Origin of the sequence: Escherichia sp. WS1450, assembly GCF_046487395.1 — a bacterium.
Taxonomy (GTDB): Bacteria; Pseudomonadota; Gammaproteobacteria; order Enterobacterales; family Enterobacteriaceae; genus Escherichia; species Escherichia coli.
Genome location: NZ_JBJQJO010000023.1, coordinates 1 through 21257 on the forward strand (window position 1 = coordinate 1; position 21257 = coordinate 21257).

Genomic DNA, 21257 nt, shown 5'->3' on the forward strand with positions numbered 1-21257 from the left:
ATTCAACAGGTGATCAATAAACTGAATTTACGACCACGTAAATGTTTAGGTTGGAAAACACCTTATGAAGTTTACTTCAAAAAATCGTTGCACTTGGTTTGACAATTCAAGCTAAAAATTGCAGTATAATTGCCGCAATTATCCCACCGTTTATTTTTTGAGTAGTTTCTCATGATGCAGCATACTTCTGTGTGGTACCGACGCTCGGTCAGTCCGTTTGTTCTTGTGGCGAGTGTTGCCGTTTTCTTGACCGCGACCGCCAATCTTACCTTTTTTGATAAAATCAGCCAAACCTATCCCATCGCGGACAATCTCGGCTTTGTGCTGACGATCGCTGTCGTGCTCTTTGGCGCGATGCTACTGATCACCACGCTGTTATCATCGTATCGCTATGTGCTAAAGCCTGTGTTGATTTTGCTATTAATCATGGGCGCGGTGACCAGTTATTTTACTGACACTTATGGCACGGTCTATGATACGACCATGCTCCAAAATGCCCTACAGACCGACCAAGCCGAGACCAAGGATCTATTAAACGCAGCGTTTATCATGCGTATCATTGGTTTGGGTGTGCTACCAAGTTTGCTTGTGGCTTTTGTTAAGGTGGATTATCCGACTTGGGGCAAGGGTTTGATGCGCCGATTGGGCTTGATCGTGGCAAGTCTTGCGCTGATTTTACTGCCTGTGGTGGCGTTCAGCAGTCATTATGCCAGTTTCTTTCGCGTGCATAAGCCGCTGCGTAGCTATGTCAATCCGATCATGCCAATCTACTCGGTGGGTAAGCTTGCCAGTATTGAGTATAAAAAAGCCAGTGCGCCAAAAGATACCATTTATCACGCCAAAGACGCGGTACAAGCAACCAAGCCTGATATGCGTAAGCCACGCCTAGTGGTGTTCGTCGTCGGTGAGACGGCACGCGCCGATCATGTCAGCTTCAATGGCTATGAGCGCGATACTTTCCCACAGCTTGCCAAGATCGATGGCGTGACCAATTTTAGCAATGTCACATCGTGCGGCACATCGACGGCGTATTCTGTGCCGTGTATGTTCAGCTATCTGGGCGCGGATGAGTATGATGTCGATACCGCCAAATACCAAGAAAATGTGCTGGATACGCTGGATCGCTTGGGCGTAAGTATCTTGTGGCGTGATAATAATTCGGACTCAAAAGGCGTGATGGATAAGCTGCCAAAAGCGCAATTTGCCGATTATAAATCCGCGACCAACAACGCCATCTGCAACACCAATCCTTATAACGAATGCCGCGATGTCGGTATGCTCGTTGGCTTAGATGACTTTGTCGCTGCCAATAACGGCAAAGATATGCTGATCATGCTGCACCAAATGGGCAATCACGGGCCTGCGTATTTTAAGCGATATGATGAAAAGTTTGCCAAATTCACGCCAGTGTGTGAAGGTAATGAGCTTGCCAAGTGCGAACATCAGTCCTTGATCAATGCTTATGACAATGCCTTGCTTGCCACCGATGATTTCATCGCTCAAAGTATCCAGTGGCTGCAGACGCACAGCAATGCCTATGATGTCTCAATGCTGTATGTCAGCGATCATGGCGAAAGTCTGGGTGAGAACGGTGTCTATCTACATGGTATGCCAAATGCCTTTGCACCAAAAGAACAGCGCAGTGTGCCTGCATTTTTCTGGACGGATAAGCAAACTGGCATCACGCCAATGGCAACCGATACCGTCCTGACCCATGACGCGATCACGCCGACATTATTAAAGCTGTTTGATGTCACCGCGGACAAAGTCAAAGACCGCACCGCATTCATCCGCTGATTTCTCCCTGTATTTTTTCCAAACCCACCGCACACTCCATTCGTATTATGGGCGGTGGGGTGGGGTTTGTTATGCCGTATTTATCAAATAAACGCCTACTTGCTGAGATGAGTATCGCTCTTGTCATGGCGATCGTTGCCACGCTGACCCTTGAGCACAGTCAGATTGATCTGATGGTCGCTGATTGGTTTTATCTGGGTATGGGGCATTGGATGGTTGCCAAGCAAGCTTTTTTGCCAGATTTGCTACTGTATTCTGGACTAAAAAAGCTGCTGATGGCGATGCTGATCTACTTGCTGGTTGCGACCATTTGCCGTGCTTATCATGAGAAAAAGGGCAATGCTATCACTGCCAAGTGGCTTGTCCCAGTGACAAAATTTCGCGTGCGTGAGCTTGCGTATCTGGTGCTGACTTTGATCCTAGTGCCGACAGTTGTCGCGTCATTGAAGGCATATACTCATGTGGTCTGCCCTGTGCATTTGACGATTTTTGATGGTACGCTGCCGTATTTGCCGATGCTTGATAGTATGCGTAACACCATTCCTGATAAGTGCTTTCCTGCGGCGCATGCCAGTAGCGGATTTGCGCTGTTTGCCTTTGCGTTTGCGCCAAGTTTGCGCCGCCGTCGTGGTGCGATCATCATCGTGGTGATGGCATTGGGCTGGGCGATGGGCTGCTATAAGATGATTATTGGCGATCATTTTTTGAGCCATACGGTGGTGTCGATGATGCTTGCGTGGGCGATGTCGGCAGGGCTTGCGTGGGTGTTTTTTAAGAAGGGTGAACAAGTTTAATCGGCTTAAAGACAACTGAACCTTCTCGGCCCTTTCTGCGCCCCGACTAATGATACTATCGTAGTTGTCGATTTCATCATCAGTTGGTGATTCTTCAGCTATCCATTTCAGGTACTTGATGCGGTCCATATGCTCCTCCCTGTACGATTTCCAGTGAACAAAGGCTCTACAGTATTAAGCTGCTGTAGAGCTCCTTTAACCATGCGAAAACTGTGCGTATTACAGGATGCCTAACCTTTTTGTTTCATCGATCCACGGTCTGAATTCTTCCAGTAAATTATCATATAACTTTTCATCGCTGATCGAACCGAAATCATCCATGGCAAAGAAGTGGGTGTTATCAACCCGGCGGTCAGTAAAGTCATCCAGATTTTTGAGGATACCGTAGCTTGAACCACCCAGGCCGACAAACTTCCAGAAGATGGGGTAGTTGGCAGAACGCCGGATTGCATCTTTAATCGCCCGGGTCTTGCTGATCCCGCCATCGGTAATAAATACAACATATACCGGGATTTTCGAGTCCTTAAAGTAGTCGACAATTTCTTCCATCACAGGGGGCTCATTGTTTGTCCCACCAAGTCCCGGCAGGTTCTCCCAGGCTGAACGCTTTCCAGACCCGCGAATGGACTGAATATATGTGTCCAGGTTGTCCAGTGTGACGTTTGGATACTTCTTGTGCTTCTCTCCAAATCCCCAGACATCCATTTCACCGTCGTCGTCGAACTGGGCGGCAAGAACGGCGATGCGGTCCAGCACAGACTGAACGTTGCCCTTACTGAACTGGCCACTCATTGAGCCGGATGCGTCAAGTACAAATGCAACCGCTGCCTCAAGGGTGTCCAGTTTATTTTTAGTGAGACTGACCGAGGCTTTTTTAGCGAGGCTTACGAGGCGCGGAGATCTGGTTTCAAGTTTCTTTTCCAGACTGATACGAGCGGGCTTTGCTGGCTGCGGAGCTGGCTGTGCGACATCAACGCCAAAGCTAATGGCCAGAGGCTCAAGACCACCGTTGAAACCCTGCCCGAGCGCACGAAGCTTCCAGGCGCCATTGTGCCGATATACTTCACCCAGGATGATTGCTTTCTCACTGCGGCCCTGAGTCTCAGCCTGAAAATCAGCGATACCAGGAGCCTGAATGCTCAATAAACTGAGCCCACTGATAGTATCTTCACCATCAATGACAACGGTGATCGCAATCTTACTGACGTTCGCCGGAACACGATCCAGTGCTATCTCAATGCTGGACTGCTGAGAACCGGTAACGAGCTTTACTGCCCCTTCAGGAGAAGACAGATTATTATAAAAGATAAAGTCAGAATCGCCGGTTACCTTTCCCTGAGCATTAAGCAGGAAGAGGCAGGTATCGGGTTCGCCTTTAAAGCCGGATTTGGCAGGGTACTGAAGATTCAGCCTGATCGCAGATTGCTGAAGCGGTATGTTTTGTCCGGATTGTAGATTCACATTAACTCTCCTGATTTTTGATTATTTTTAAAGCGCAGCGCTTATATATGTTCCCCAGGCTTAGTTCAGGACGCTGGATTTCTGGTGAGGCGTATATATGGTGTGACACCATATTTCATCACGCTGAAGTTTCTATACCTGTTGAACTGGAATTTTGATTGACCGGGTATCTTATGTTCCAGATCCCGTTCCTTCATAAACCGCAAAAGTAACATATATCAGAGGGGCATTCTGTTGATAAAAGGCACGGAATACCGGCTTTAACCAGCAACCAGAGATAAATCCGTTTCCTGCCTTTAAAAGGCTCAGGTCTGAATTAACATGACCTGCTTTCTGAAATTTCCAGTCCCCTTTCTACTACTCCCTCCTGAAAGCGGATCGCAACCAAAAAAAAACCCCGGCATTGCCGGGGTATGATTCAGCGTTGTTTTAGATGTTAACGCCGTGCTGGGAGGCAAGAGCCGCCAGGCCACCGGCAAAGCCCTGACCGACAGCTTTAAACTTCCACTCAGCGCCATGACGATACAGTTCACCGAAGACCATAGCGGTTTCGGTTGAGGCATCTTCAGACAGATCGAAACGGGCAATTTCCGTGCCGTTGTCGTTGTTGTAAACGCGCATGAAGCTGTTGCTCACCATGCCGAAGTTTTGTTTACGCGCTTCTGCATCATAGATGGTAACGGCAAACACCAGTTTTTTGATATCTGCTGAGACTTTGGTCAGATCGATTTTGACCTGCTCATCGTCACCGTCGCCTTCACCGGTACGGTTGTCGCCCTGGTGCTCTACCGCGCCATCAGGGCTGGTTTTGTTATTGAAGAAAATGAAATGCGCATCTGACAGCACTTTACCGTCTTCGCCTACTGCGAACACGGAAGCGTCCAGGTCAAAAGCCTGACCGTCAGTTACACGGGCATCCCAGCCGAGGCCAACCATAGCGATATTCATGGTTGGTGCTTCTTTGGTCAGAGATACGTTGCCGCCTTTTACGAGAGAAACTGCCATTTTTAGCTCCTGCAAACAGTTGAATGAGGGCTGCATTAACAGCCCCGGGTGAAAAGTTACTTTTCGATCAGGACGCGTTAATGCCGTACTGAGCACATACAGATGCCAGACCACCAGCATAACCCTGGCCCACTGCGCGGAATTTCCACTCACCATTGTGGCGATACAGCTCGCCGAACAGCATGGCAGTCTCAGTGGACGCATCTTCGGTCAGATCGTAGCGAGCGACTTCAGTCTGGTTATCGTCATTGACCAGGCGAATAAACGCACCGGATACCTGACCAAAGCTCTGGCGACGAGCCTGAGCATCATGGATAGTGACAACGAAGATGATCTTGTCAACATCAGACGGGACGGCGTCCAGTTTAATTTTCAGCGATTCATCATCACCATCACCTTCACCGGTACGGTTATCACCGGTATGGGTTACGGAACCGTCAGATGACGTCAGGTTGTTATAGAAGATGAAATCTGAATCGCCGCGCACTTTGCCATTTGCGGCCAGCAGGAATGCTGAAGCATCCAGGTCAAAGTCCTGACCGTCTGTTGAACGCGCATCCCAGCCAAGGCCCACCAGGACGTTTTTCATTGACGGAGCTGCTTTACTCAGGGAGACGTTCCCGCCTTTGGAAAGAGAAACACTCATAAAATAACCTCTTCGATTAGTAATTGTTCAGGTTAACACTTCAGGGGATCAGCTCCCCTTTTCCTCAGATTCAGGTTTGCCCGGGAACATGACGCTTGCGAGAATGCCCAGCGCCAAAACACCCAGTACAACATACAGGCTGGTTGTCGCCGCGATGCTGTAACCATGATGCCAAATGTGATCGGTCGCATTCAGGCCCAGTTTTGCCGCGATGAAGAACAGCAGCACGATAACGGCCTTCTCCAGATGAACCAGGTACTGTTTCAGTGCTTCAAGGACAAAGTACAGAGTACGCAGGCCCAGGATAGCAAACATCATGGCACTATAGACGATAAGCGGTTCACGACTGACGGCAATGATTGCCGGTACCGAGTCAAACGCAAACATAACATCCGAGAGTTCAACCACGGCCACACACAGGAACAGAGGGGTCGCATACAGCGCCGCCTTTTTACCACGGCCAATGGTGACATCGCTGTTTTCTGGTTTCGCCAGTTCGGCATCCACTTCCTTCTGGTTAAGCAGGAAAGCATGACCTCTGAGCTTCGGCCAGATAGGGAAGAAGCGTTTAACCATGCGGTAAGCCAGATGCTGGGAATAATCCTCAATTTCATCATCGTCATCACCGCTTTTAAGCATCATGACCGCCGTCCAGGCGACGATGATAGCGAAGACAACTTCAACATACGGCCCCAGACTCAGCAGGCTCGTACCGATGGCGACAAAGATGCCCCTGAAGACGATGGCACCAATGATCCCCCAGTAGAGAACACGGTGGCGGTAACGATCAGGAACGGCGAACCAGGAGAAGATGGCCATCATGACAAACAGGTTGTCGACCGACAGCACTTTCTCCAGCGCATAACCCGTTACAAACAGGCTGGCAACCTCAGCACCGTGGTGGATGTAGAGGAAACCGGCAAATGCCATCGCAACCACAACCCAGAATACGGACCAGAGCGCCGCACTCTTCAGGGAAATGGGCTTGTCATCACGGTGCATAAACAGGTCAATAAAGATGGCACCGACTGAAAGCGCAATGAAAACAATGACCGTTTCAGTCGGGAAGCCGATGTGTGTGGAAACCATATTTTACCCTTAGGGATGTGGATCAGAGGCCAAATTCAGCCGGGTCGAAGCCCAACGCGATAGCGATCTCGCGGGAGGCCAGTTTCTCGTCCTGATCGAAGTTACCGTCACTTTTCGCAACGGCAATACCAACACGTAAGGCCAGCTGAGCGGCCTCAGGCTGATCTTTCAGCGCCAGGATGTATTTCATGGTTTCGCCCTTGCCGATTTCAACATCGAAATCGAAGCTTGAAACCAGTTTATTGAAGAACTCGATCACCTCATTGGTATCGAAGACCTTCAGCTCTTCTGAAGAGCGAAGAAAGCCCATCATTTTCTGCTTTTCTTCCGAACTCACGCCGTCACTCGATACGGCAATACGGGCACATACAGCAACGGTGCCGTGCATAAATTTTTTGTTTTTGAAACGACCAACCTGGCGGGTCAGTTCGTCCCGGCCAGAGTTAATGGCACCTTTTACCTTGTCGAAAAAGCTCATACCTGTTTCCTTTGTTGCTGTGTTATTTAGAACCGGCGCTCCAGCGAAATCCCCAGCCAAATGCCCGGTCCATTTCGTCCTGGCCTTTGAAGTACTGGTTAATTCGCTCGACTTTAATTGCGCCGTTTTCGTTTACGAGTCTGGCAATGGCGCACAATGTGCGACGGTTTTCACCTTCGGTCAGGCGGGTCTCAATGGGCGGTTGATCCGGCACATGAATGGTGACCACACCATCAGTCTTGTCCCAGCTGGGAACACCTTCATAAATAAAGGCGTAAATCAGCACTTCGCGGATATGCTTCCATTCACGTCCATTGATATGCAGCCACTCGCCGTCTGATACATCACCCGTCCGGTCATCGCCCTTGAGCTGAACATACGGTTCATCGCGATAATTACCGAATGCATTACCGAGCGCCTGAATGACCGATTTATACCCGTCCTGAAGCTCAACAAAGGCCCCCAGATCCAGGTCGATTCCTTTGGAGCCGAACATGCCTGCAAAGCCTGATTTGCCGCTGCCCCGGTGCCAGTTCAGGTTGATCCGGATTTCACCGAAGTTATCCCGTTTGGTCAGGCTGATTGCAGGCTTCTCTTTTGTCAGCGATACCTTGCTCAGGCTGATTTTTGTCTCAACTGGCGGAGGGGTTACAACCGGAGGAGTCGGGGCTGCGGGAGCCGGTTCGTCGGCAATATTTACGCCGAAATGCTCTGCCAGCGGTTTAAGTCCACCGTTGAACCCCTGCGCAACGAAGCGGAATTTCCAGTCATTATTACGACGGTAAAATTCACCCAGAATTAAGGCTGCTTCCTGACGGCCGCTCAGTTCGACACTGCCGCTAACCAGGCCGGTAGCCCCTTGCTCCACGTCGATGGAAAGATTACGAAGACCGGACACCGTCTGCCCACCGTCACAGGTCACGGTGAACGCAATTTTCTGGACATCAGGTTTCAGCCGGTTGAGCGCGACAGTAAAGGTTGAGTACTGGCCTTCACTGACCAGGCTGACGGTACCATCATCGTTACGTGGCTGACCATAAAACACCATGTCCGCATCACCCTGCACCTTCCCGTCGGCATACAGGCGAAACGCCGAAGCATCCACCTGGCCGCCCGAGGTGATCCGGACCCGCAACTCCTGGGCTGGAACGGGGGCATTGCCCCCCGGCGTCAGGTTCATTAGCGAATAACCGCTGAAACGATATCGGAGTGCATATCGTCAATTGTGCGGCCGCGACAGGCATGGCCAAGGGCGGTAAAGTCCCAGTTGCCGTTATTACGGCGCAGCGAAGAAATAACGATCCCGGTATGTGAGCCCTGCTCAGTCAGCTTGTAGCGAGCCAGCTCTTTGCCGGTTTGATCGACAACGCGGCAGAACGCGTTTTCGACGTCATTGAACGACTGACCACGGAAGCTGTTTACCGTAAACGCCAGGTATTCAACGTTTGCAGGCAGTCGGGAGAGGTTGACCTTAATCACCTCATCGTCACCGTCACCCTCACCGGTCAGGTTATCGCCACTGTGCACAACAGCGCCGCAGGTGGATTCCAGTTTGCGGAACCAGATGGTGTCAATTGTTTTACCGGTGCTGTCCATTAATACGCAGCCAGCATCGAGATCGATTGAGTCGTTGCCTCCAAACAATCCTCCAAGAAGACCTTTTTTCTTAACCGGATCCCAACCGAGACCGAATTGAAGCTGGCTTAATGCTGAAGATTCTTTGCTGAGTGATACCGTCTGGTTCTTACTTAATGAAACCATGTTTTATTCCTTAAAATGGTAATGACCGAGACAATCAAAGGTATATTTAGTAACTGACGAAGAAAATCATATCATGATGAAGTTCTCTGACAAGGGAAATTTTGGTAGTTTTCTTCAAAAACACAAAAATAAATCCTTTTCATGGTGTTCATTTTTCTATTTTTAATTTAAATATCAATACGTTATAAGGCACTAAAAAAAACACTGACGCACTCCATAACCACTGAAGTTATTAATCATATTATGATTGACATGTAGCGTAGACACTCATAGACTCACTTCTCAATCATAAATTTGCATGGCGTTCCGGATAATTAAAAAAAATGAACAAGAAAATTTGGTTTATGGAAGGTTTGTCCTCCCAGCGAGATATTATTCAGGGGGTAAAATCATTTGCACAAAAAAATAATTTTGCTATTACCGTATTTGCCTCCCACCGTAACGAAAGACATGAAATTCTTTCCGTTGCCGATTATTCTTTGACTGAACCTGAAGATCCTCAAAAACGTCTTCAGTTTATTCAGGAAACCATTCAGACCTACGGCATCCACCATATTCATACTGGCCGTAACAGCCAGTGGTTTGAAGAACACCGTTCAGCCATTGAATCGACCGGAGCCACCCTTACTACCGGTGCAACAGGCGTCGACTGGTTAACTCTGGCTGACGAAAAAGTTACTTTTGCTCAGTTTATGGAGCAAAACGGGCTCCCGGTCGTACCGTCCTGGCGGGTGAATACGCTGGCAGAATTAAAGACGCACCTCGCGGCCCCGCCGTTCTCGGACAGCCCGGTATGCGTGAAGCCGGTGACGGGTATCTATGGCATGGGATTCTGGCGCTTTGATGACAGTGCTTCGCCCATGGCCGTCTTTAATCATCCCGAACATCGTCTGGTCAGTCCGCAACAGTATATTGCAGCAGCATCGGCTTCTGAGTCGTTTAAACCCCTTGTTTTGATGCCGTACCTGCCAGGCCCGGAATTTTCCGTCGATATCCTCGCGGATAAGGGCGAAATACTCGCAGCCGTGGGACGCCGTAAGGAAGGGGCTATCCAGTATCTGGTAAACGAAGGAAGCGCCTGGGAACTGGCTTGTGACTGCGCCCGGGTTATGAAGGCCGACGGGCTGGTGAATGTTCAGACGCGAAACGATGTGAATGGCAACCCGGTGCTGCTTGAAACCAACATGCGTCCGTCAGGCGGGGTGGGTTATACCCTTCACAGCGGGGTGAACCTTCCCGGGTTGTTTGCTGCCTTTAAGCTCGGTCTGATGTCTGAAGATGCGGTGATCCAGAGCGCCAGAAATACCTTTTCTCCGGTTGCAGTGAGATCCATCACAGATGTCATCGTTTACCCGGAATCACTCTCTAACCATCTGAATTAAGGCGTGTTTATGTCTGATACCCTCGAAGATATGATTTATCGCCGTACCCTCTCATGCGGTACGATACAGGTAACCCGCGACCAGGGTGATGTTTCGCTCGATGACCTGTTTGATATCGCTGAAAGACGTAACCCGAAACGCGCCTTTCTGTTTGTCAGCAAAGTACTCGGCAGGCACATTCCCGTGCCACCCTCAGTCATGCGGCAGGCCTACAGACAGCTTGCCAGCCAGTTCCCCGCAACGCTGACAGGGCCCGTACTTTTTATCGGTATGGCTGAAACCGCCGTTGGGCTAGGGGCCGGTGTGTTTGATGAAGTGCGCCACCAGCATCGTGAATCTGTCTATCTGACCTCTACCCGTCACCCGGTTGATGGCACGTTACTTTGCGAGTTCAAGGAAGAACACAGCCACGCCACCGATCATCTGATCTATCTGCCAGATGATGAAGAGAAAAGACGTCGTGTTACCAACGCACGAACGCTGGTTTTGATTGATGACGAGGCAACCACCGGTAATACCTTTATTAACCTGCTTTCTGCCCTGCGTAATACCGGCAAGCTTCAACATATTGAACAGGTTATCGCCGTTACGCTTACCGACTGGAGTAGCAACGCCCTGTCGGAGCGCACATCCTTGCCCGTCACTTCGGTTTCGCTTGTAAGCGGTCAGTGGGGATGGACCCCATTACCTGATGCACCTGTCCCGGACATGCCGAAAGTCAACGTAACTTCACGCGGAGAATGGGACATCCTGGGAAAACAGTCCTGGGGTCGACTGGGGATGCTCGCACCTGCGGCCGATCTCGGCCATGAGGTCTCCGTCCGCAAGGGGGAACGTATTCTGGTTCTCGGGACCGGGGAATTCGTCTGGGAGCCGTTCCTGCTTGCTGAACGGCTCGAAGCTGCCGGAGCACAGGCACTTTATGGTTCGACCACCCGCTCCCCTATCGCCGTTGGTTATGCCATTGAGTCCGCCATTTCCTTTACGGATAACTACGGGCTGGGCATCCCCAATTTTGTCTATAACGTCGCCCACCAGCAGTTTGACCGTATTCTTGTGTGTACTGAGACACCCGCAGAAAGTATTGACACGCAGCTTCTTAAAGCCCTGGCTGAGGTTGCGCCCGTCGTGGAGATTGTTACCTATGAATAAACCCGTTGTTCTGAGCGACCTTGACGACACGCTCTTTCAGACCCGTCGTAAAATGGTGGACGAGCTGGCCCTGGAGCCATTCCGTACCGGTGCCGTTGATCGCACCCTGAATCCACGAAGCTTTATGACGGAAGAACAGTCCATGTTGGTGGACTGGCTCCTGGAGCAGGCTGAACTCATACCTGTTACCGCCCGGGGAACTGAAGAAATCAGCCGCGTCCGGATCCCTTTCCACTCCTGGGCAATCACCACGCACGGGGCCGTCATTCTCACGCCTGAAGGCAAACCCGACGAGGAGTGGAAGGCCCATATGCTTGGCCAGCTGGCTCCCTACCAGGAAAAGCTGACATCGATGCAGCGTCTGATCACTGAAATGATGGACGCAAAAGGGATCAATGCCTGGGCAAGGCTGAACTTCGAATACGGTGAAACGGCGGTTTATATGGTGATGAAGCACCGCGACAGCACCCGCCTTGACGAGCTTAATGCCATTGCAGATGAGATAGAAACGGTGTTTCCGACCGAGGGCTTCTACATCCACCGCAACAGTAATAACGTGGCCTGGCTTCCCACCCCGGTTGAGAAAGGGCTGGCAGTCAGATGGCTGCTTGAAAAACTTCGGGCTGAACGCGGAGTCTTCCCCGTAATTGGCCTGGGCGACAGCCTGAGCGATCATCGTTTTATGAAACTGTGCAGCTGGTTTGGCATCCCGCGTCAGAGTCAGTTTGCAGATGCCATTTCACAGCGAATTTTTGGAGAAAATTAAAATGCAGCCACATGACACATTTACCGGCTCATACCAGCCCGGTGACGTGGAATTTCTGCTAAAGCCGGTTGTCATTGAGATGACGCCGGTTGAGCAAAAAGAAGAGCTGATTCAGTCAGGGAAGAAACATTATTCGGACATGCTCAGTCAGGAGCCAGCGCCAACACAATGGCATCTTGATTTGTTTCACCGGGCGCTGGATCGGGGCGCAGAGAGACTTGCAAAAGAAGTCACACAGCTCGCTATTGCTCTGGCCAAACGCTTTGGTGATGAGCCCATTGTACTGGCCAGTCTTGTCAGGGCTGGCGTGCCGCTCGGCGTTATGCTGCACCAGGCCCTGCGTGACATGGGGAAAACCTCATGGCATTACGGTATCAGCATTATCCGGGATCGTGGAATTGACGGTGCAGCCCTCGACGTCATTGAAGAGCGGCATGGTACCAGCGGTATTGTCTTTGTTGACGGATGGACAGGTAAAGGCGCAATTACCGGAGAGCTTGTACGCGCACTGAAAGATCGCCCGGGCTATCCTGAGCAGCCGCGACTGGTTGTCCTGGCCGATCCCTGTGGCTGCTCCTGGCTTGCAGCCAGTGATGATGACTGGCTCATTCCTTTTGGCATCATGGGTGCGCCGGTGTCAGGCCTGATCTCCCGGTCAGTGTGGTCCTCTGAAGGATTACACGGGTGCATGGTTTGCGAGCATCTCAGTGAATTCGAATGCAGCCGGATGCTTGTCGATACCGTCGCTCATTTCCGTAAGAAGTTAACCCCGTCATCCCTCGCTCCCCTGAGCTGGAATACGGAGTCAGCCCGGGTCTTATGGCAGACAAGTCGCGACGTTATCGCGTTCCTGGCCGATGAATTTAAAGTGGACAGCGTCAATCGTATAAAACCCGGTATTGCTGAAGCAACCCGGGCTGTATTACGTCGGGTACCGGACCATGTATTTGTGCGTTCTATTGACGACTCGGACGTTGCCTTGCTTGTAGGGCTTGCTCGTGAAAAGGGAATAGTTGTTACAGAAATGGGGGGAACCCTCGGCCAGTATCGGGCTGTAACCATTATCAAGAAGGTACTTTGATGAAAAATCGTCTTTCTCCCTGGAATCTGGGAGCCACGCTATACATGCCTGCAACACGGGAAGATATTGCTGATGCCGTCCTGCACGGGAAAATCCCGGGTTTGCGCTCTCTGGTGATTTGCCTGGAGGATGCTGTCAGTGAAGCAGACATCCCCGTCGCCCTCAAAAATCTGGAGCACCTGCTGCACGAGCTCAGTAACAGCATGCATAGCCTGGGTAAAAATGACTGGCCTCTGGTGTTCATTCGCCCCCGGCATGCCGAAATGGGCAGATGGTTAAAAGCGCATTATGATCTTTCCGCTGTCGACGGGTTTGTGTTGCCGAAATTTACCCTCAGTTCGTTAGCTGAATGGTGGGATATCATGGGCGGGACTCACCTGTGCATGATGCCAACGCTGGAAACAGAAGACGTCTTTGACGTGGTTCAGATGCGGGAGCTGGCCACCCGTCTGGTGGAACATCCCTGCCACGACCGCATTATTGCGCTTCGAATCGGCGGCAACGATCTTATGAACGTTGTGTCGCTTCGCCGTCCCCGGGACCTGACGCTGTATGACAGCCCGATGGGCTACGTCATCAAAATGCTCGTTTCGGTCTTCGGCCCGCGTGATTTTGCCCTGACCGCGCCCGTATGTGAGCATATTGACGATCATGCCGTAATGGCCAGAGAGCTGGCTCTTGATATGGCACATGGGCTTGTTGGGAAAACGGCCATTCACCCGGGTCAGATAGAGGTCATTCAAAACGCGCTGATGGTCACTCAGGGTGAGCATTCTGACGCTCTGCGGATCCTGAACTCTACCCAGGCCGTGTTTAAGTCGCAGGGAGCAATGTGTGAACCCGCCACACATCGCCGCTGGGCGGCTGGCATTCTGGACAGAGCTCGTTTTTATGGGTTACAGAACGAGCAAAGCGCTGATGGAATCAGATTACTTACCGTGACCCAGCATCATTAAGGAAATCATAATGGGGTTCAGATTCAGAAAGTCGATCAACATTATTCCTGGTGTTCGCCTCAACCTGAGTAACGGTGCACCGAGCCTGAGTGTCGGGCCGAGAGGTGCTTCCGTTTCTTTTGGAAGCCGGGGGACCTATGCCAATCTGGGCTTGCCCGGTACCGGGCTGAGTTACCGTACCCGGCTTGATCGGGCCGCGCGTTCCGGAGGTGGGAACCGGACGGCTACCGACCCGGGGCTCAGACAGGCGCTTGAGGAGGAAGCCGCTGATCTCATGTCAGCGGTGACCGCAATCCGTAATATTCACGAGCTGACGCCGGATCCTAAAACAGGCATCAGCTGGGCAGAGCTGGAAGCAGTATACCTGCATAACAGAACGTCGCCTTTTCAGGTTCCGGCACCGGTGCGTCCAGAAAAGCCAGACTATCTTGCATTGCCGGAAAAGCCTGCCGAGAGCGAAGGCATTAGTTTTCTGGGTAAATGGTTTGAATCGGAATCAGCTAAAGCTGAGCGCCACGCCGAAAATCTTCGCCGGTGGCAGCAGGAGCTGATTGATGTGGAGCGTGAGAATACCCTTCGACAGCACCGGTACCAGCAACAACGGACGGCCTGGGCCGAACAGTATGCAAACTGGAAGTTTGAGGCTGAAGAACATGAAAAACGGCTCGCCACGGCTCAGGCAGATGCCCGGCAGCAGTTCCGGACAGACGCCGCGTTTTTCGAATCATACCTGGCGGGTGTGCTGGCAGAAACTGAATGGCCGCGTGAAACGCTTGTTGCATTTGAAGTAAAGCCGGAGCTATCAGCAGTCCTGCTGGATGTTGATTTAGCTGAGATTGAAGATTTCCCTGATAAGATTTACGGCGTTAATGCCCGGGGCACGGAGCTGACGGAAAAAGCCATGACGCAAAAAGCCGTACGCGAAAACTATGCCCGCCACGTCCATGGCTGCTTGTTCCGCCTGGTCGGTATCGTTTTACATACGCTACCGTTCGACAACGTGATTGTGTCAGGCTTTACGCAACGGGTCAGTAAGCGGACCGGCTATCTGGAGGATGAGTATATCCTGTCCTGCAAATGCAGTCGCAGCCAGATGTCGTCAGTAAATTTTGCAGGCTTAGAACACATTGATCCGGTTGAAGCGTTAGGCGATCACCCGGTTATTCGAAAGATGAGCAGTACCTTCATTTTTCAGCCTATTGAACCACTAACCCTTTAAGCAGGCTAAATCTTACGATGCAATTAAATACCAGACAGGCCCGGATTTTTAAGCTTGCCAACTTACTGGGCACCGGCAAGCCCGTTTCCGCTGCCGACATTATAACCAGTCTGGAATGCTCAGAGCCGACATTAACCCGGGCACTCAAAGAGCTACGCGAGTCATATTCTGCGGAGATCAAATACAGCAAGGCAGGTCATTCCTACCATCTCGTTAATCCGGGCCAGCTGGATAAAAAGACCCTTCGCCGGATGAATGAAGCGCTCGCACAGAATGCTGAACTGAAAACCGGTGAGTCCACAGGGAAGGTCGTACTCGATAAGGATAAAAAAACAGCCGTGTCATTATCGCTACGCATGCGGATTTTAAGAAAAATTGACCGTCTGGCTGCGCTGAGTGGCTCGACCCGAAGTGAAGCGGTAGAGAAGCTGGCTCTGCACTCCGTTGATGAACTGATAAAAGAATACAGCGCTAAAAAGTCCTGACGCTAAATCTCAGACCGGGGTGAAAACCCCGGTTTTGTCATATTTCACCTCTGTATCTGCGTGACGGAGTTTTGATCTATTCTCCTCCCGCAATGTCAGCAGCGCCTTTCTGCCTACAAAACCTGGTGTCTTGACATCCTCTTGTGCTACACATCAATCTTTGGGCGATTTACACTCCATTCATGCAGATCTGTGATGTATGATGATTTTCATACATAAGAAAGTTTATTTTTGCCGGAGTTTTTTTCAGAAATTTATATTCCAGTACGGTCTGAATTTTTTTCTCTGATAAGAGGCCATTCACATGTCGGTAATTCAATGGTGGTTAACTTATTTCTTTAATGCCGCTTCTGAGTATTTAATCTCCACCCGACAGATGTCGTGCCGTTTTATCAAATCTACAAACTCTGGCCTCTTCCTGAAACTACTCTCCTCTTCCGATCTCTTAAGAAGGAATTACATTTGAGACGCTTACCCGTATATCTGCTACTCGACACGTCCGGCTCTATGCACGGAGAGCCTATCGAAGCGGTTAAGAATGGCGTTCAGACGCTGCTTACCACGCTGAAACAGGATCCGTATGCACTCGAAACGGCTTACGTGTCAGTGATCACCTTTGATTCTTCAGCCCGACAGGCAGTCCCCCTGACAGACCTCCTGAGTTTCCAGATGCCAGCACTAACAGCCAGCGGCACCACCTCTCTTGGCGAAGCGCTTACCCTGACGGCCAGCTCCATTGCCAAAGAAGTACAGAAAACGACGGCTGACACTAAAGGTGACTGGCGTCCCCTTGTATTCCTGATGACGGATGGAAGTCCGAATGATGACTGGCGTAAAGGCCTGAATGACTTTAAAGCGGCCAGAACCGGCGTTGTTGTGGCATGTGCAGCCGGGCATGATGCCGATACCAGCGTCCTCAAAGAAATCACTGAAATCGTGGTTCAGCTCGATACAGCTGACAGTTCGACGATTAAAGCTTTCTTTAAATGGGTCAGTGCGAGCATTTCGGTAGGCAGTCAGAAAGTGGAGTCCAGCAAAAAAGAAGTGATCGGTCTTGAAGACCTGCCACCGCCGCCGCCAGAAGTAAACGTGGTCTTATAATTTTATTAATTAAGGGGATGTCATGTCTGTCAGTCTGAGCAAAGGCCAGGGCGTAAGCCTGAAAAAAAATGAATACGATCTCTCGTCCGTTACTATCGGCCTGGGTTGGGATATTAATGAGGAAAAGAAAGGTTTCCTCGGCGGGATCTTTGGTAAAAAAGAAGAAGAATACGACCTTGATGTGATCGCTTTCCTGTGTAATTCAGCCGGAAAGGTGACCGATCTCGGCAATGTGGAAAATGGTAAACCAACGCTTGTGAATGGCGATATCATCTTTTTCAACAGCCTTCGCCATAAGTCAGGAAATATCTGGCTGACGGGCGATAACCGAACCGGAGCCGGTGATGGTGACGATGAGCAAATTATTGTGCGCCTGAATTCCCTTGACGCTCAGTACGAGAAAATTGTGTTCATCGTTCAGATCTACAATGGTGAAAAGCTCCAGCAGCACTTTGGTAAAGTTCAGAATGCCTTCATCCGGGCAGTAGATGCCCGTAATATTGAAATGGCACGATTCGATCTTTCTGGCGGACCCGCCTTCGCCAGCCAGCGCTCCATGGTTTTTGCCGAGCTGATACGCGAGGCTACAGGCTGGAAACTCAGGGCAATTGGTGAGCCTTCAGAATCAGATTCGTTTGTCTCGCACCTGAGGAATTACATGTGATGCGCCGCCTGCCTGTTTACCTTGTTATCGACACATCCGGCTCGATGCGCGGTGAGTCCATCCATTCCGTTAACGTTGGAATTCAGGCGATGCTTAGCGCTCTTCGCCAGGATCCCTACGCCCTCGAAAGCGTTCATATCTCCATTATCACCTATGACAATGAGGCGCGTGAGTTCATTCCTCTCACGCCGCTGGAAGACTTCCAGTTTTCTGACATCGTTGTGCCAAGCGCAGGCGGGACGTTCACCGGTGCTGCCCTTGAATGTCTGATGCAGTGTGTTGAACGGGATGTACGTCGCTCAGATGGTGATACAAAAGGAGACTGGCGTCCTCTGGTATTCCTGATGACTGATGGAACCCCTTCTGATGCCCTGGCGTACGGTGAAGCGGTAAAAGCGATTCGCGGCCGGGGATTCGGATCCATCATTGCCTGCGCCGTTGGTCCTAAAGCAGGCCATGAGCACTTAAAACAGCTTACCGATAAGGTTGTGTCTCTGGAGACGCTAGATTCAACCGCGTTTGCAGGTTTCTTTAAATGGGTATCGGCCAGCGTGTCTTCCGGCAGCACAAGCGCGGGGATCAATAACGGAACTGATACCCTTCCCCCTCCTCCACCAGAAATCCAGCTGGTGCTCTGACAGACAGAAAGGTGCTGCTTTCCGGGCAGCACCTTTCTGTACAGCAACGTTTTCTGCTGGCCGTACCAGCCGTACGAGGAAAATTATGAGACGCCTTCCCGTGTTTTTTGTCCTGGACTGTTCAGAGTCCATGATTGGTGAAAACCTGAAAAAAATGACTGATGGTCTGCAAATGATCATCGGAGATTTAAGAAAGGATCCACACGCACTTGAAACAGCCTGGGTTTCGGTAATCGCATTTGCCGGTGTAGCCCGTACGATTGTACCTCTTCACGAAATTGCCTCGTTCTACCCTCCCCGCCTTCCCGTTGGCGGCGGTACGAGCCTTGGGGCCGCATTGCGTGAGCTGACCGTACAAATTGATACCCAGGTCAGAAAAACCACTCATGAGGCTAAAGGCGACTGGAAACCCGTCGTGTATCTCCTTACCGACGGACGTCCGACTGACGACACAACCGCAGAAGTGAAGCGCTGGAAGGATCACTACGCGAGTAAAGTGAATCTCATTGCCGTTGGCCTGGGGCCGTCAGCGGACCTGAATACCCTGCGGCAACTGACAGAGAATGTCATGCTGTTCACCGAGTCTCAGGAAGGGGACTTTACCCGCTTCATCAAATGGATCACAGCCTCGGTTACGGCGCACAGCCGCAGCGTCGGAGACGACAAACAACCTGAGCTCAGCCAGACTGAATACATAGTCCGGCTGGCCAAGGACGAGCCAGTAAAAGCGTACGACGAAAACTGCGTTACGCTTACCGGCCGTTGCAGCAAGACCCGTCGTCCGTATCTGATGAAGTATGAACGGCCACCAGCAAGGATTTCCGGGCTCGATTTCAGCCTGAACCTGAACAGCTTTAATATTGCCGGATGCTATCCCATCGATGAAGACTATTTTGCATGGTCAGATGCCACCGCTACCGGTTTGCAGGTAAACACCAGCGAACTGCATGGCGTACCGGGTTGCCCTCACTGCGGTAATGCCAGTGCGTTTGCCCTGTGCTCATGCGGAAAATTGCTGTGCATTGACGGCCCGGATGACGTGATCTGCCCGTGGTGTGAAACAGGTCTGTCATTCAGCAATGATGGCGGAAACACTAACTTCGACGTAAACAGAGGGAGAGGTTGATGTCGCAAAATGTTTTACTTGAAGAGAAGATTATCCGCTTAGTGCTGTCTGAGCTGGGCCACCCTGTAGAAGGTGAGCGGCTTTTTCTTCTATCGCACGACCCTTCCCTTACTGAAGAGATTATGCGGCTTAAAGAGCGGATTGAGAGCCTTGCACAGGGTTTATCTGCGCGGGTTAGCGAAGGTTATAACGACGCAGAGATCGCCCCCTCGTCAGCATCCAGCCTTTCCGATCAGCAACAAACGGTCGTAAGTGATGCTGATAACCCGGGCATTGACGCTACCGATACACCATTACTGCAACCCCTGCCAGAAAATGAACCTCATCCTCCGTTCTGGAAGCTGATGCCTTATTACGAATTTGATAAACCAGCACAGAGGGAAGACGAAAACCTGTCTTCCCTGGTATTAAAACCCGGGCAGATACCGACAGGCCAGCAGCGGGCCGGATTAGCTGTGCCACCTGCCGTTCCCCCGAGAGCTAAAATAGTTATTCCCAACGCCCGCGCAGGCGAACGTTTCTCTTCGCCGGTTGCTATAGTTCTGGATGAGGGCCAGCAGGCTACTGTCAGGGACGTTGTCTTTCCCAGGAACATTGGCCTGACCTTTGACAAAGAGCATAAGTTGCTGACAGGTACACCCACCGAAAGCGGCGATATAGAGCTTTCAGTACTCTGGTCATGCGCTTCGCACGACGAATGCGAAACAAAACAGCTTTTTATAGTCAATCCCGATCCGAGAAGCCTGTGGAAGGTGGTAGAGCCACCAGCAGACGCTTCCTACCCTAAGTCCCATCTGGACGCTGCTGGCCTGGTCAGGGGTGACATACGTATTGCTGCCGCCAGTCGCCGGGGACGATCTCATGAGCATGCCGGGAGCTTCAGAGATGACGACTTCTATATCAACCACTGCCAGGAAACAGGATGGTCTGTCATGCTGGTCGCAGACGGGGCCGGTAGTGCGGTAAATTCCCGGGAAGGCTCCCGGATTGCAGTCCAAACGGCTGGCGATTACCTTTTCAATCAGCTCAGTGGTTTGAAAGGCGTCCATCTAAAGCAGCACATCACGGCGTGGGAAGGGAGCGATCAGCAGGCAACCATAAACGCCATGCTTCATCATTTTAAACAGGCAGCTACGCTCGCGGTCAACAGTATCCAGAACGAAGCCATTTGTGCAGAACAACCTGTGAAATCCTATTCAACAACCCTACTGGCAACTGTAGCGCTACGAACTGATAACGAGCTGTTTGCGGCTGCATTCTGGCTTGGTGATGGTGCGATAGGTGCATACAGCCCTTCCGGTAAAGTCAGGATACTGGGAAATCCCGATAGCGGAGAATACGCAGGACAAACCCGCTTTCTTGACCAGAGCATTATCGCAGACCCCTCGTTTAGCGGCCGCATCAGCGTGGGTAAATGGAATGATGTATCTCACTTGATCCTCATGACAGATGGCGTATCAGACCCTCTGTTTGAGACAGATAACGGGCTTCGCAGTGACGAAAAATGGACCCGTCTCCTTGATGAGCTCATCCCTGTCCTTACAGACGCCAGTATTGCGCCTGAGAGGTTAGGCGACTGGCTTAACTTTTTCTCCACAGGGAACCACGATGACCGCACTATTGCGGTGTTGTGGTAAGGGATACGCTTCTTCGGTG

21 protein-coding genes and 1 pseudogene are annotated in these 21257 nt (G+C 51.1%); 15 read left to right on the forward strand and 7 right to left on the reverse strand.

The genetic code is table 11. The features are described 5' to 3' along the window. The 3 genes and pseudogenes from ACJHYR_RS21295 to ACJHYR_RS21305 form a co-directional block, all read left to right on the forward strand. Nucleotides 1-102 (forward strand): annotated as a pseudogene (locus ACJHYR_RS21295) (IS30 family transposase); the annotation flags it as partial. 69 nt (nucleotides 103-171) lie between these two features. Further along, a complete protein-coding gene (locus ACJHYR_RS21300; protein ID WP_049589868.1) occupies nucleotides 172-1797 on the forward strand; it encodes a phosphoethanolamine--lipid A transferase MCR-1.1 in 1626 nt (541 codons plus the stop codon). A 71-nt stretch (nucleotides 1798-1868) separates the two neighbouring features. After that, nucleotides 1869-2591 (forward strand): PAP2 family protein, encoded by a 723-nt coding sequence (locus ACJHYR_RS21305; protein WP_039003037.1) that lies wholly within the window; start codon nucleotides 1869-1871, stop codon nucleotides 2589-2591. Between the two features lie 219 nt (nucleotides 2592-2810). Here the strand turns inward: ACJHYR_RS21305 and ACJHYR_RS21310 are convergent, their stop codons facing one another. From ACJHYR_RS21310 to ACJHYR_RS21340, 7 genes are all read right to left on the reverse strand, one after another. Further along, a complete protein-coding gene (locus tag ACJHYR_RS21310; protein WP_001053338.1) occupies nucleotides 2811-4052 on the reverse strand; it encodes a vWA domain-containing protein in 1242 nt (413 codons plus the stop codon). A 429-nt stretch (nucleotides 4053-4481) separates the two neighbouring features. Continuing rightward, on the reverse strand, nucleotides 4482-5057 hold the full coding sequence (locus ACJHYR_RS21315) for a TerD family protein (protein ID WP_000301242.1): 576 nt from the start codon (nucleotides 5055-5057) through the stop codon (nucleotides 4482-4484). Nucleotides 5058-5124: 67 nt separating this feature from the next. Beyond that, nucleotides 5125-5703, reverse strand: a complete 579-nt coding sequence (terD, locus tag ACJHYR_RS21320) for a tellurium resistance membrane protein TerD (RefSeq protein ID WP_000116677.1) — start codon at nucleotides 5701-5703, stop codon at nucleotides 5125-5127. A gap of 48 nt (nucleotides 5704-5751) precedes the next feature. Continuing rightward, a complete protein-coding gene (gene terC, locus ACJHYR_RS21325; protein WP_000255079.1) occupies nucleotides 5752-6792 on the reverse strand; it encodes a tellurium resistance membrane protein TerC in 1041 nt (346 codons plus the stop codon). 22 nt (nucleotides 6793-6814) lie between these two features. Then, nucleotides 6815-7270 carry a tellurite resistance TerB family protein gene (locus ACJHYR_RS21330; protein WP_000007448.1) on the reverse strand — a complete coding sequence of 152 codons (456 nt, stop codon included), beginning with the start codon at nucleotides 7268-7270 and terminating at the stop codon, nucleotides 6815-6817. Nucleotides 7271-7292: 22 nt separating this feature from the next. Next, nucleotides 7293-8450, reverse strand: coding sequence for a TerD family protein (locus ACJHYR_RS21335; RefSeq protein ID WP_001054787.1), 1158 nt, complete (start codon nucleotides 8448-8450; stop codon nucleotides 7293-7295). Continuing rightward, entirely contained in the window at nucleotides 8450-9031 is a 582-nt protein-coding gene (locus ACJHYR_RS21340) for a TerD family protein (protein WP_042634303.1), read from the reverse strand. The genes ACJHYR_RS21335 and ACJHYR_RS21340 overlap by 1 nt, the downstream gene beginning before the upstream one ends. A gap of 323 nt (nucleotides 9032-9354) precedes the next feature. Here ACJHYR_RS21340 and ACJHYR_RS21345 point away from each other — a divergent pair, with 323 nt between their 5' ends. The 12 genes from ACJHYR_RS21345 (at nucleotide 9355) to ACJHYR_RS21400 (ending at nucleotide 21238) form a co-directional block, all read left to right on the forward strand. Continuing rightward, nucleotides 9355-10413 (forward strand): ATP-grasp domain-containing protein, encoded by a 1059-nt coding sequence (locus tag ACJHYR_RS21345; protein WP_001035162.1) that lies wholly within the window; start codon nucleotides 9355-9357, stop codon nucleotides 10411-10413. Nucleotides 10414-10422: 9 nt separating this feature from the next. After that, complete coding sequence (locus ACJHYR_RS21350; protein WP_001285478.1) at nucleotides 10423-11565, forward strand: phosphoribosyltransferase domain-containing protein; 1143 nt, start codon at nucleotides 10423-10425, stop codon at nucleotides 11563-11565. After that, a complete protein-coding gene (locus tag ACJHYR_RS21355; RefSeq protein ID WP_001040059.1) occupies nucleotides 11558-12331 on the forward strand; it encodes a hypothetical protein in 774 nt (257 codons plus the stop codon). The genes ACJHYR_RS21350 and ACJHYR_RS21355 overlap by 8 nt, the downstream gene beginning before the upstream one ends. Before the next feature lies 1 nt (nucleotide 12332). Further along, nucleotides 12333-13412 (forward strand): cysteine protease StiP family protein, encoded by a 1080-nt coding sequence (locus ACJHYR_RS21360; RefSeq protein WP_042634304.1) that lies wholly within the window; start codon nucleotides 12333-12335, stop codon nucleotides 13410-13412. Next, a complete protein-coding gene (locus ACJHYR_RS21365; protein WP_000797366.1) occupies nucleotides 13412-14368 on the forward strand; it encodes an HpcH/HpaI aldolase/citrate lyase family protein in 957 nt (318 codons plus the stop codon). The genes ACJHYR_RS21360 and ACJHYR_RS21365 overlap by 1 nt, the downstream gene beginning before the upstream one ends. A 10-nt stretch (nucleotides 14369-14378) precedes the next feature. Beyond that, nucleotides 14379-15587 (forward strand): DUF4236 domain-containing protein, encoded by a 1209-nt coding sequence (locus ACJHYR_RS21370; RefSeq protein ID WP_000506887.1) that lies wholly within the window; start codon nucleotides 14379-14381, stop codon nucleotides 15585-15587. Between the two features lie 17 nt (nucleotides 15588-15604). Further along, nucleotides 15605-16072: a tellurium resistance protein TerW gene (terW, locus tag ACJHYR_RS21375; RefSeq protein ID WP_001176767.1), complete on the forward strand. Its 468-nt coding sequence runs from the start codon at nucleotides 15605-15607 to the stop codon at nucleotides 16070-16072. A gap of 462 nt (nucleotides 16073-16534) precedes the next feature. Continuing rightward, nucleotides 16535-17173, forward strand: coding sequence for a vWA domain-containing protein (locus tag ACJHYR_RS21380; RefSeq protein WP_001388628.1), 639 nt, complete (start codon nucleotides 16535-16537; stop codon nucleotides 17171-17173). A gap of 22 nt (nucleotides 17174-17195) precedes the next feature. Further along, nucleotides 17196-17837 carry a TerD family protein gene (locus ACJHYR_RS21385; RefSeq protein ID WP_000116681.1) on the forward strand — a complete coding sequence of 214 codons (642 nt, stop codon included), beginning with the start codon at nucleotides 17196-17198 and terminating at the stop codon, nucleotides 17835-17837. Further along, on the forward strand, nucleotides 17837-18475 hold the full coding sequence (locus tag ACJHYR_RS21390; RefSeq protein ID WP_001253658.1) for a vWA domain-containing protein: 639 nt from the start codon (nucleotides 17837-17839) through the stop codon (nucleotides 18473-18475). The genes ACJHYR_RS21385 and ACJHYR_RS21390 overlap by 1 nt, the downstream gene beginning before the upstream one ends. Before the next feature lie 85 nt (nucleotides 18476-18560). After that, on the forward strand, nucleotides 18561-19601 hold the full coding sequence (locus ACJHYR_RS21395; protein WP_001253653.1) for a TerY-C metal binding domain-containing protein: 1041 nt from the start codon (nucleotides 18561-18563) through the stop codon (nucleotides 19599-19601). Then, the gene (locus ACJHYR_RS21400; RefSeq protein ID WP_000081622.1) at nucleotides 19601-21238 is read left to right on the forward strand and encodes a PP2C family serine/threonine-protein phosphatase; all 1638 of its coding nucleotides are present in this window, start codon (nucleotides 19601-19603) and stop codon (nucleotides 21236-21238) included. Before ACJHYR_RS21395 ends, ACJHYR_RS21400 begins: the two co-directional genes overlap by 1 nt. The last annotated feature ends 19 nt before the right edge of the window (nucleotides 21239-21257 follow it).

What these genes read in the sequence shown, in the direction of transcription:
- ACJHYR_RS21340 (WP_042634303.1), bottom strand. Translation starts at nt 9,031, where the DNA reads ATGGTTTCATTAAGTAAGAACCAGACGGTATCACTCAGCAAAGAATCT.
- terC (WP_000255079.1), bottom strand. Translation starts at nt 6,792, where the DNA reads ATGGTTTCCACACACATCGGCTTCCCGACTGAAACGGTCATTGTTTTC.
- ACJHYR_RS21350 (WP_001285478.1), top strand. Translation starts at nt 10,423, where the DNA reads ATGTCTGATACCCTCGAAGATATGATTTATCGCCGTACCCTCTCATGC.
- ACJHYR_RS21360 (WP_042634304.1), top strand. Translation starts at nt 12,333, where the DNA reads ATGCAGCCACATGACACATTTACCGGCTCATACCAGCCCGGTGACGTG.
- ACJHYR_RS21390 (WP_001253658.1), top strand. Translation starts at nt 17,837, where the DNA reads ATGCGCCGCCTGCCTGTTTACCTTGTTATCGACACATCCGGCTCGATG.
- ACJHYR_RS21330 (WP_000007448.1), bottom strand. Translation starts at nt 7,270, where the DNA reads ATGAGCTTTTTCGACAAGGTAAAAGGTGCCATTAACTCTGGCCGGGAC.
- ACJHYR_RS21305 (WP_039003037.1), top strand. Translation starts at nt 1,869, where the DNA reads ATGCCGTATTTATCAAATAAACGCCTACTTGCTGAGATGAGTATCGCT.
- terW (WP_001176767.1), top strand. Translation starts at nt 15,605, where the DNA reads ATGCAATTAAATACCAGACAGGCCCGGATTTTTAAGCTTGCCAACTTA.
- ACJHYR_RS21400 (WP_000081622.1), top strand. Translation starts at nt 19,601, where the DNA reads ATGTCGCAAAATGTTTTACTTGAAGAGAAGATTATCCGCTTAGTGCTG.
- ACJHYR_RS21395 (WP_001253653.1), top strand. Translation starts at nt 18,561, where the DNA reads ATGAGACGCCTTCCCGTGTTTTTTGTCCTGGACTGTTCAGAGTCCATG.
- ACJHYR_RS21300 (WP_049589868.1), top strand. Translation starts at nt 172, where the DNA reads ATGATGCAGCATACTTCTGTGTGGTACCGACGCTCGGTCAGTCCGTTT.
- ACJHYR_RS21335 (WP_001054787.1), bottom strand. Translation starts at nt 8,450, where the DNA reads ATGAACCTGACGCCGGGGGGCAATGCCCCCGTTCCAGCCCAGGAGTTG.
- terD (WP_000116677.1), bottom strand. Translation starts at nt 5,703, where the DNA reads ATGAGTGTTTCTCTTTCCAAAGGCGGGAACGTCTCCCTGAGTAAAGCA.
- ACJHYR_RS21365 (WP_000797366.1), top strand. Translation starts at nt 13,412, where the DNA reads ATGAAAAATCGTCTTTCTCCCTGGAATCTGGGAGCCACGCTATACATG.
- ACJHYR_RS21315 (WP_000301242.1), bottom strand. Translation starts at nt 5,057, where the DNA reads ATGGCAGTTTCTCTCGTAAAAGGCGGCAACGTATCTCTGACCAAAGAA.
- ACJHYR_RS21355 (WP_001040059.1), top strand. Translation starts at nt 11,558, where the DNA reads ATGAATAAACCCGTTGTTCTGAGCGACCTTGACGACACGCTCTTTCAG.
- ACJHYR_RS21385 (WP_000116681.1), top strand. Translation starts at nt 17,196, where the DNA reads ATGTCTGTCAGTCTGAGCAAAGGCCAGGGCGTAAGCCTGAAAAAAAAT.
- ACJHYR_RS21345 (WP_001035162.1), top strand. Translation starts at nt 9,355, where the DNA reads ATGAACAAGAAAATTTGGTTTATGGAAGGTTTGTCCTCCCAGCGAGAT.
- ACJHYR_RS21370 (WP_000506887.1), top strand. Translation starts at nt 14,379, where the DNA reads ATGGGGTTCAGATTCAGAAAGTCGATCAACATTATTCCTGGTGTTCGC.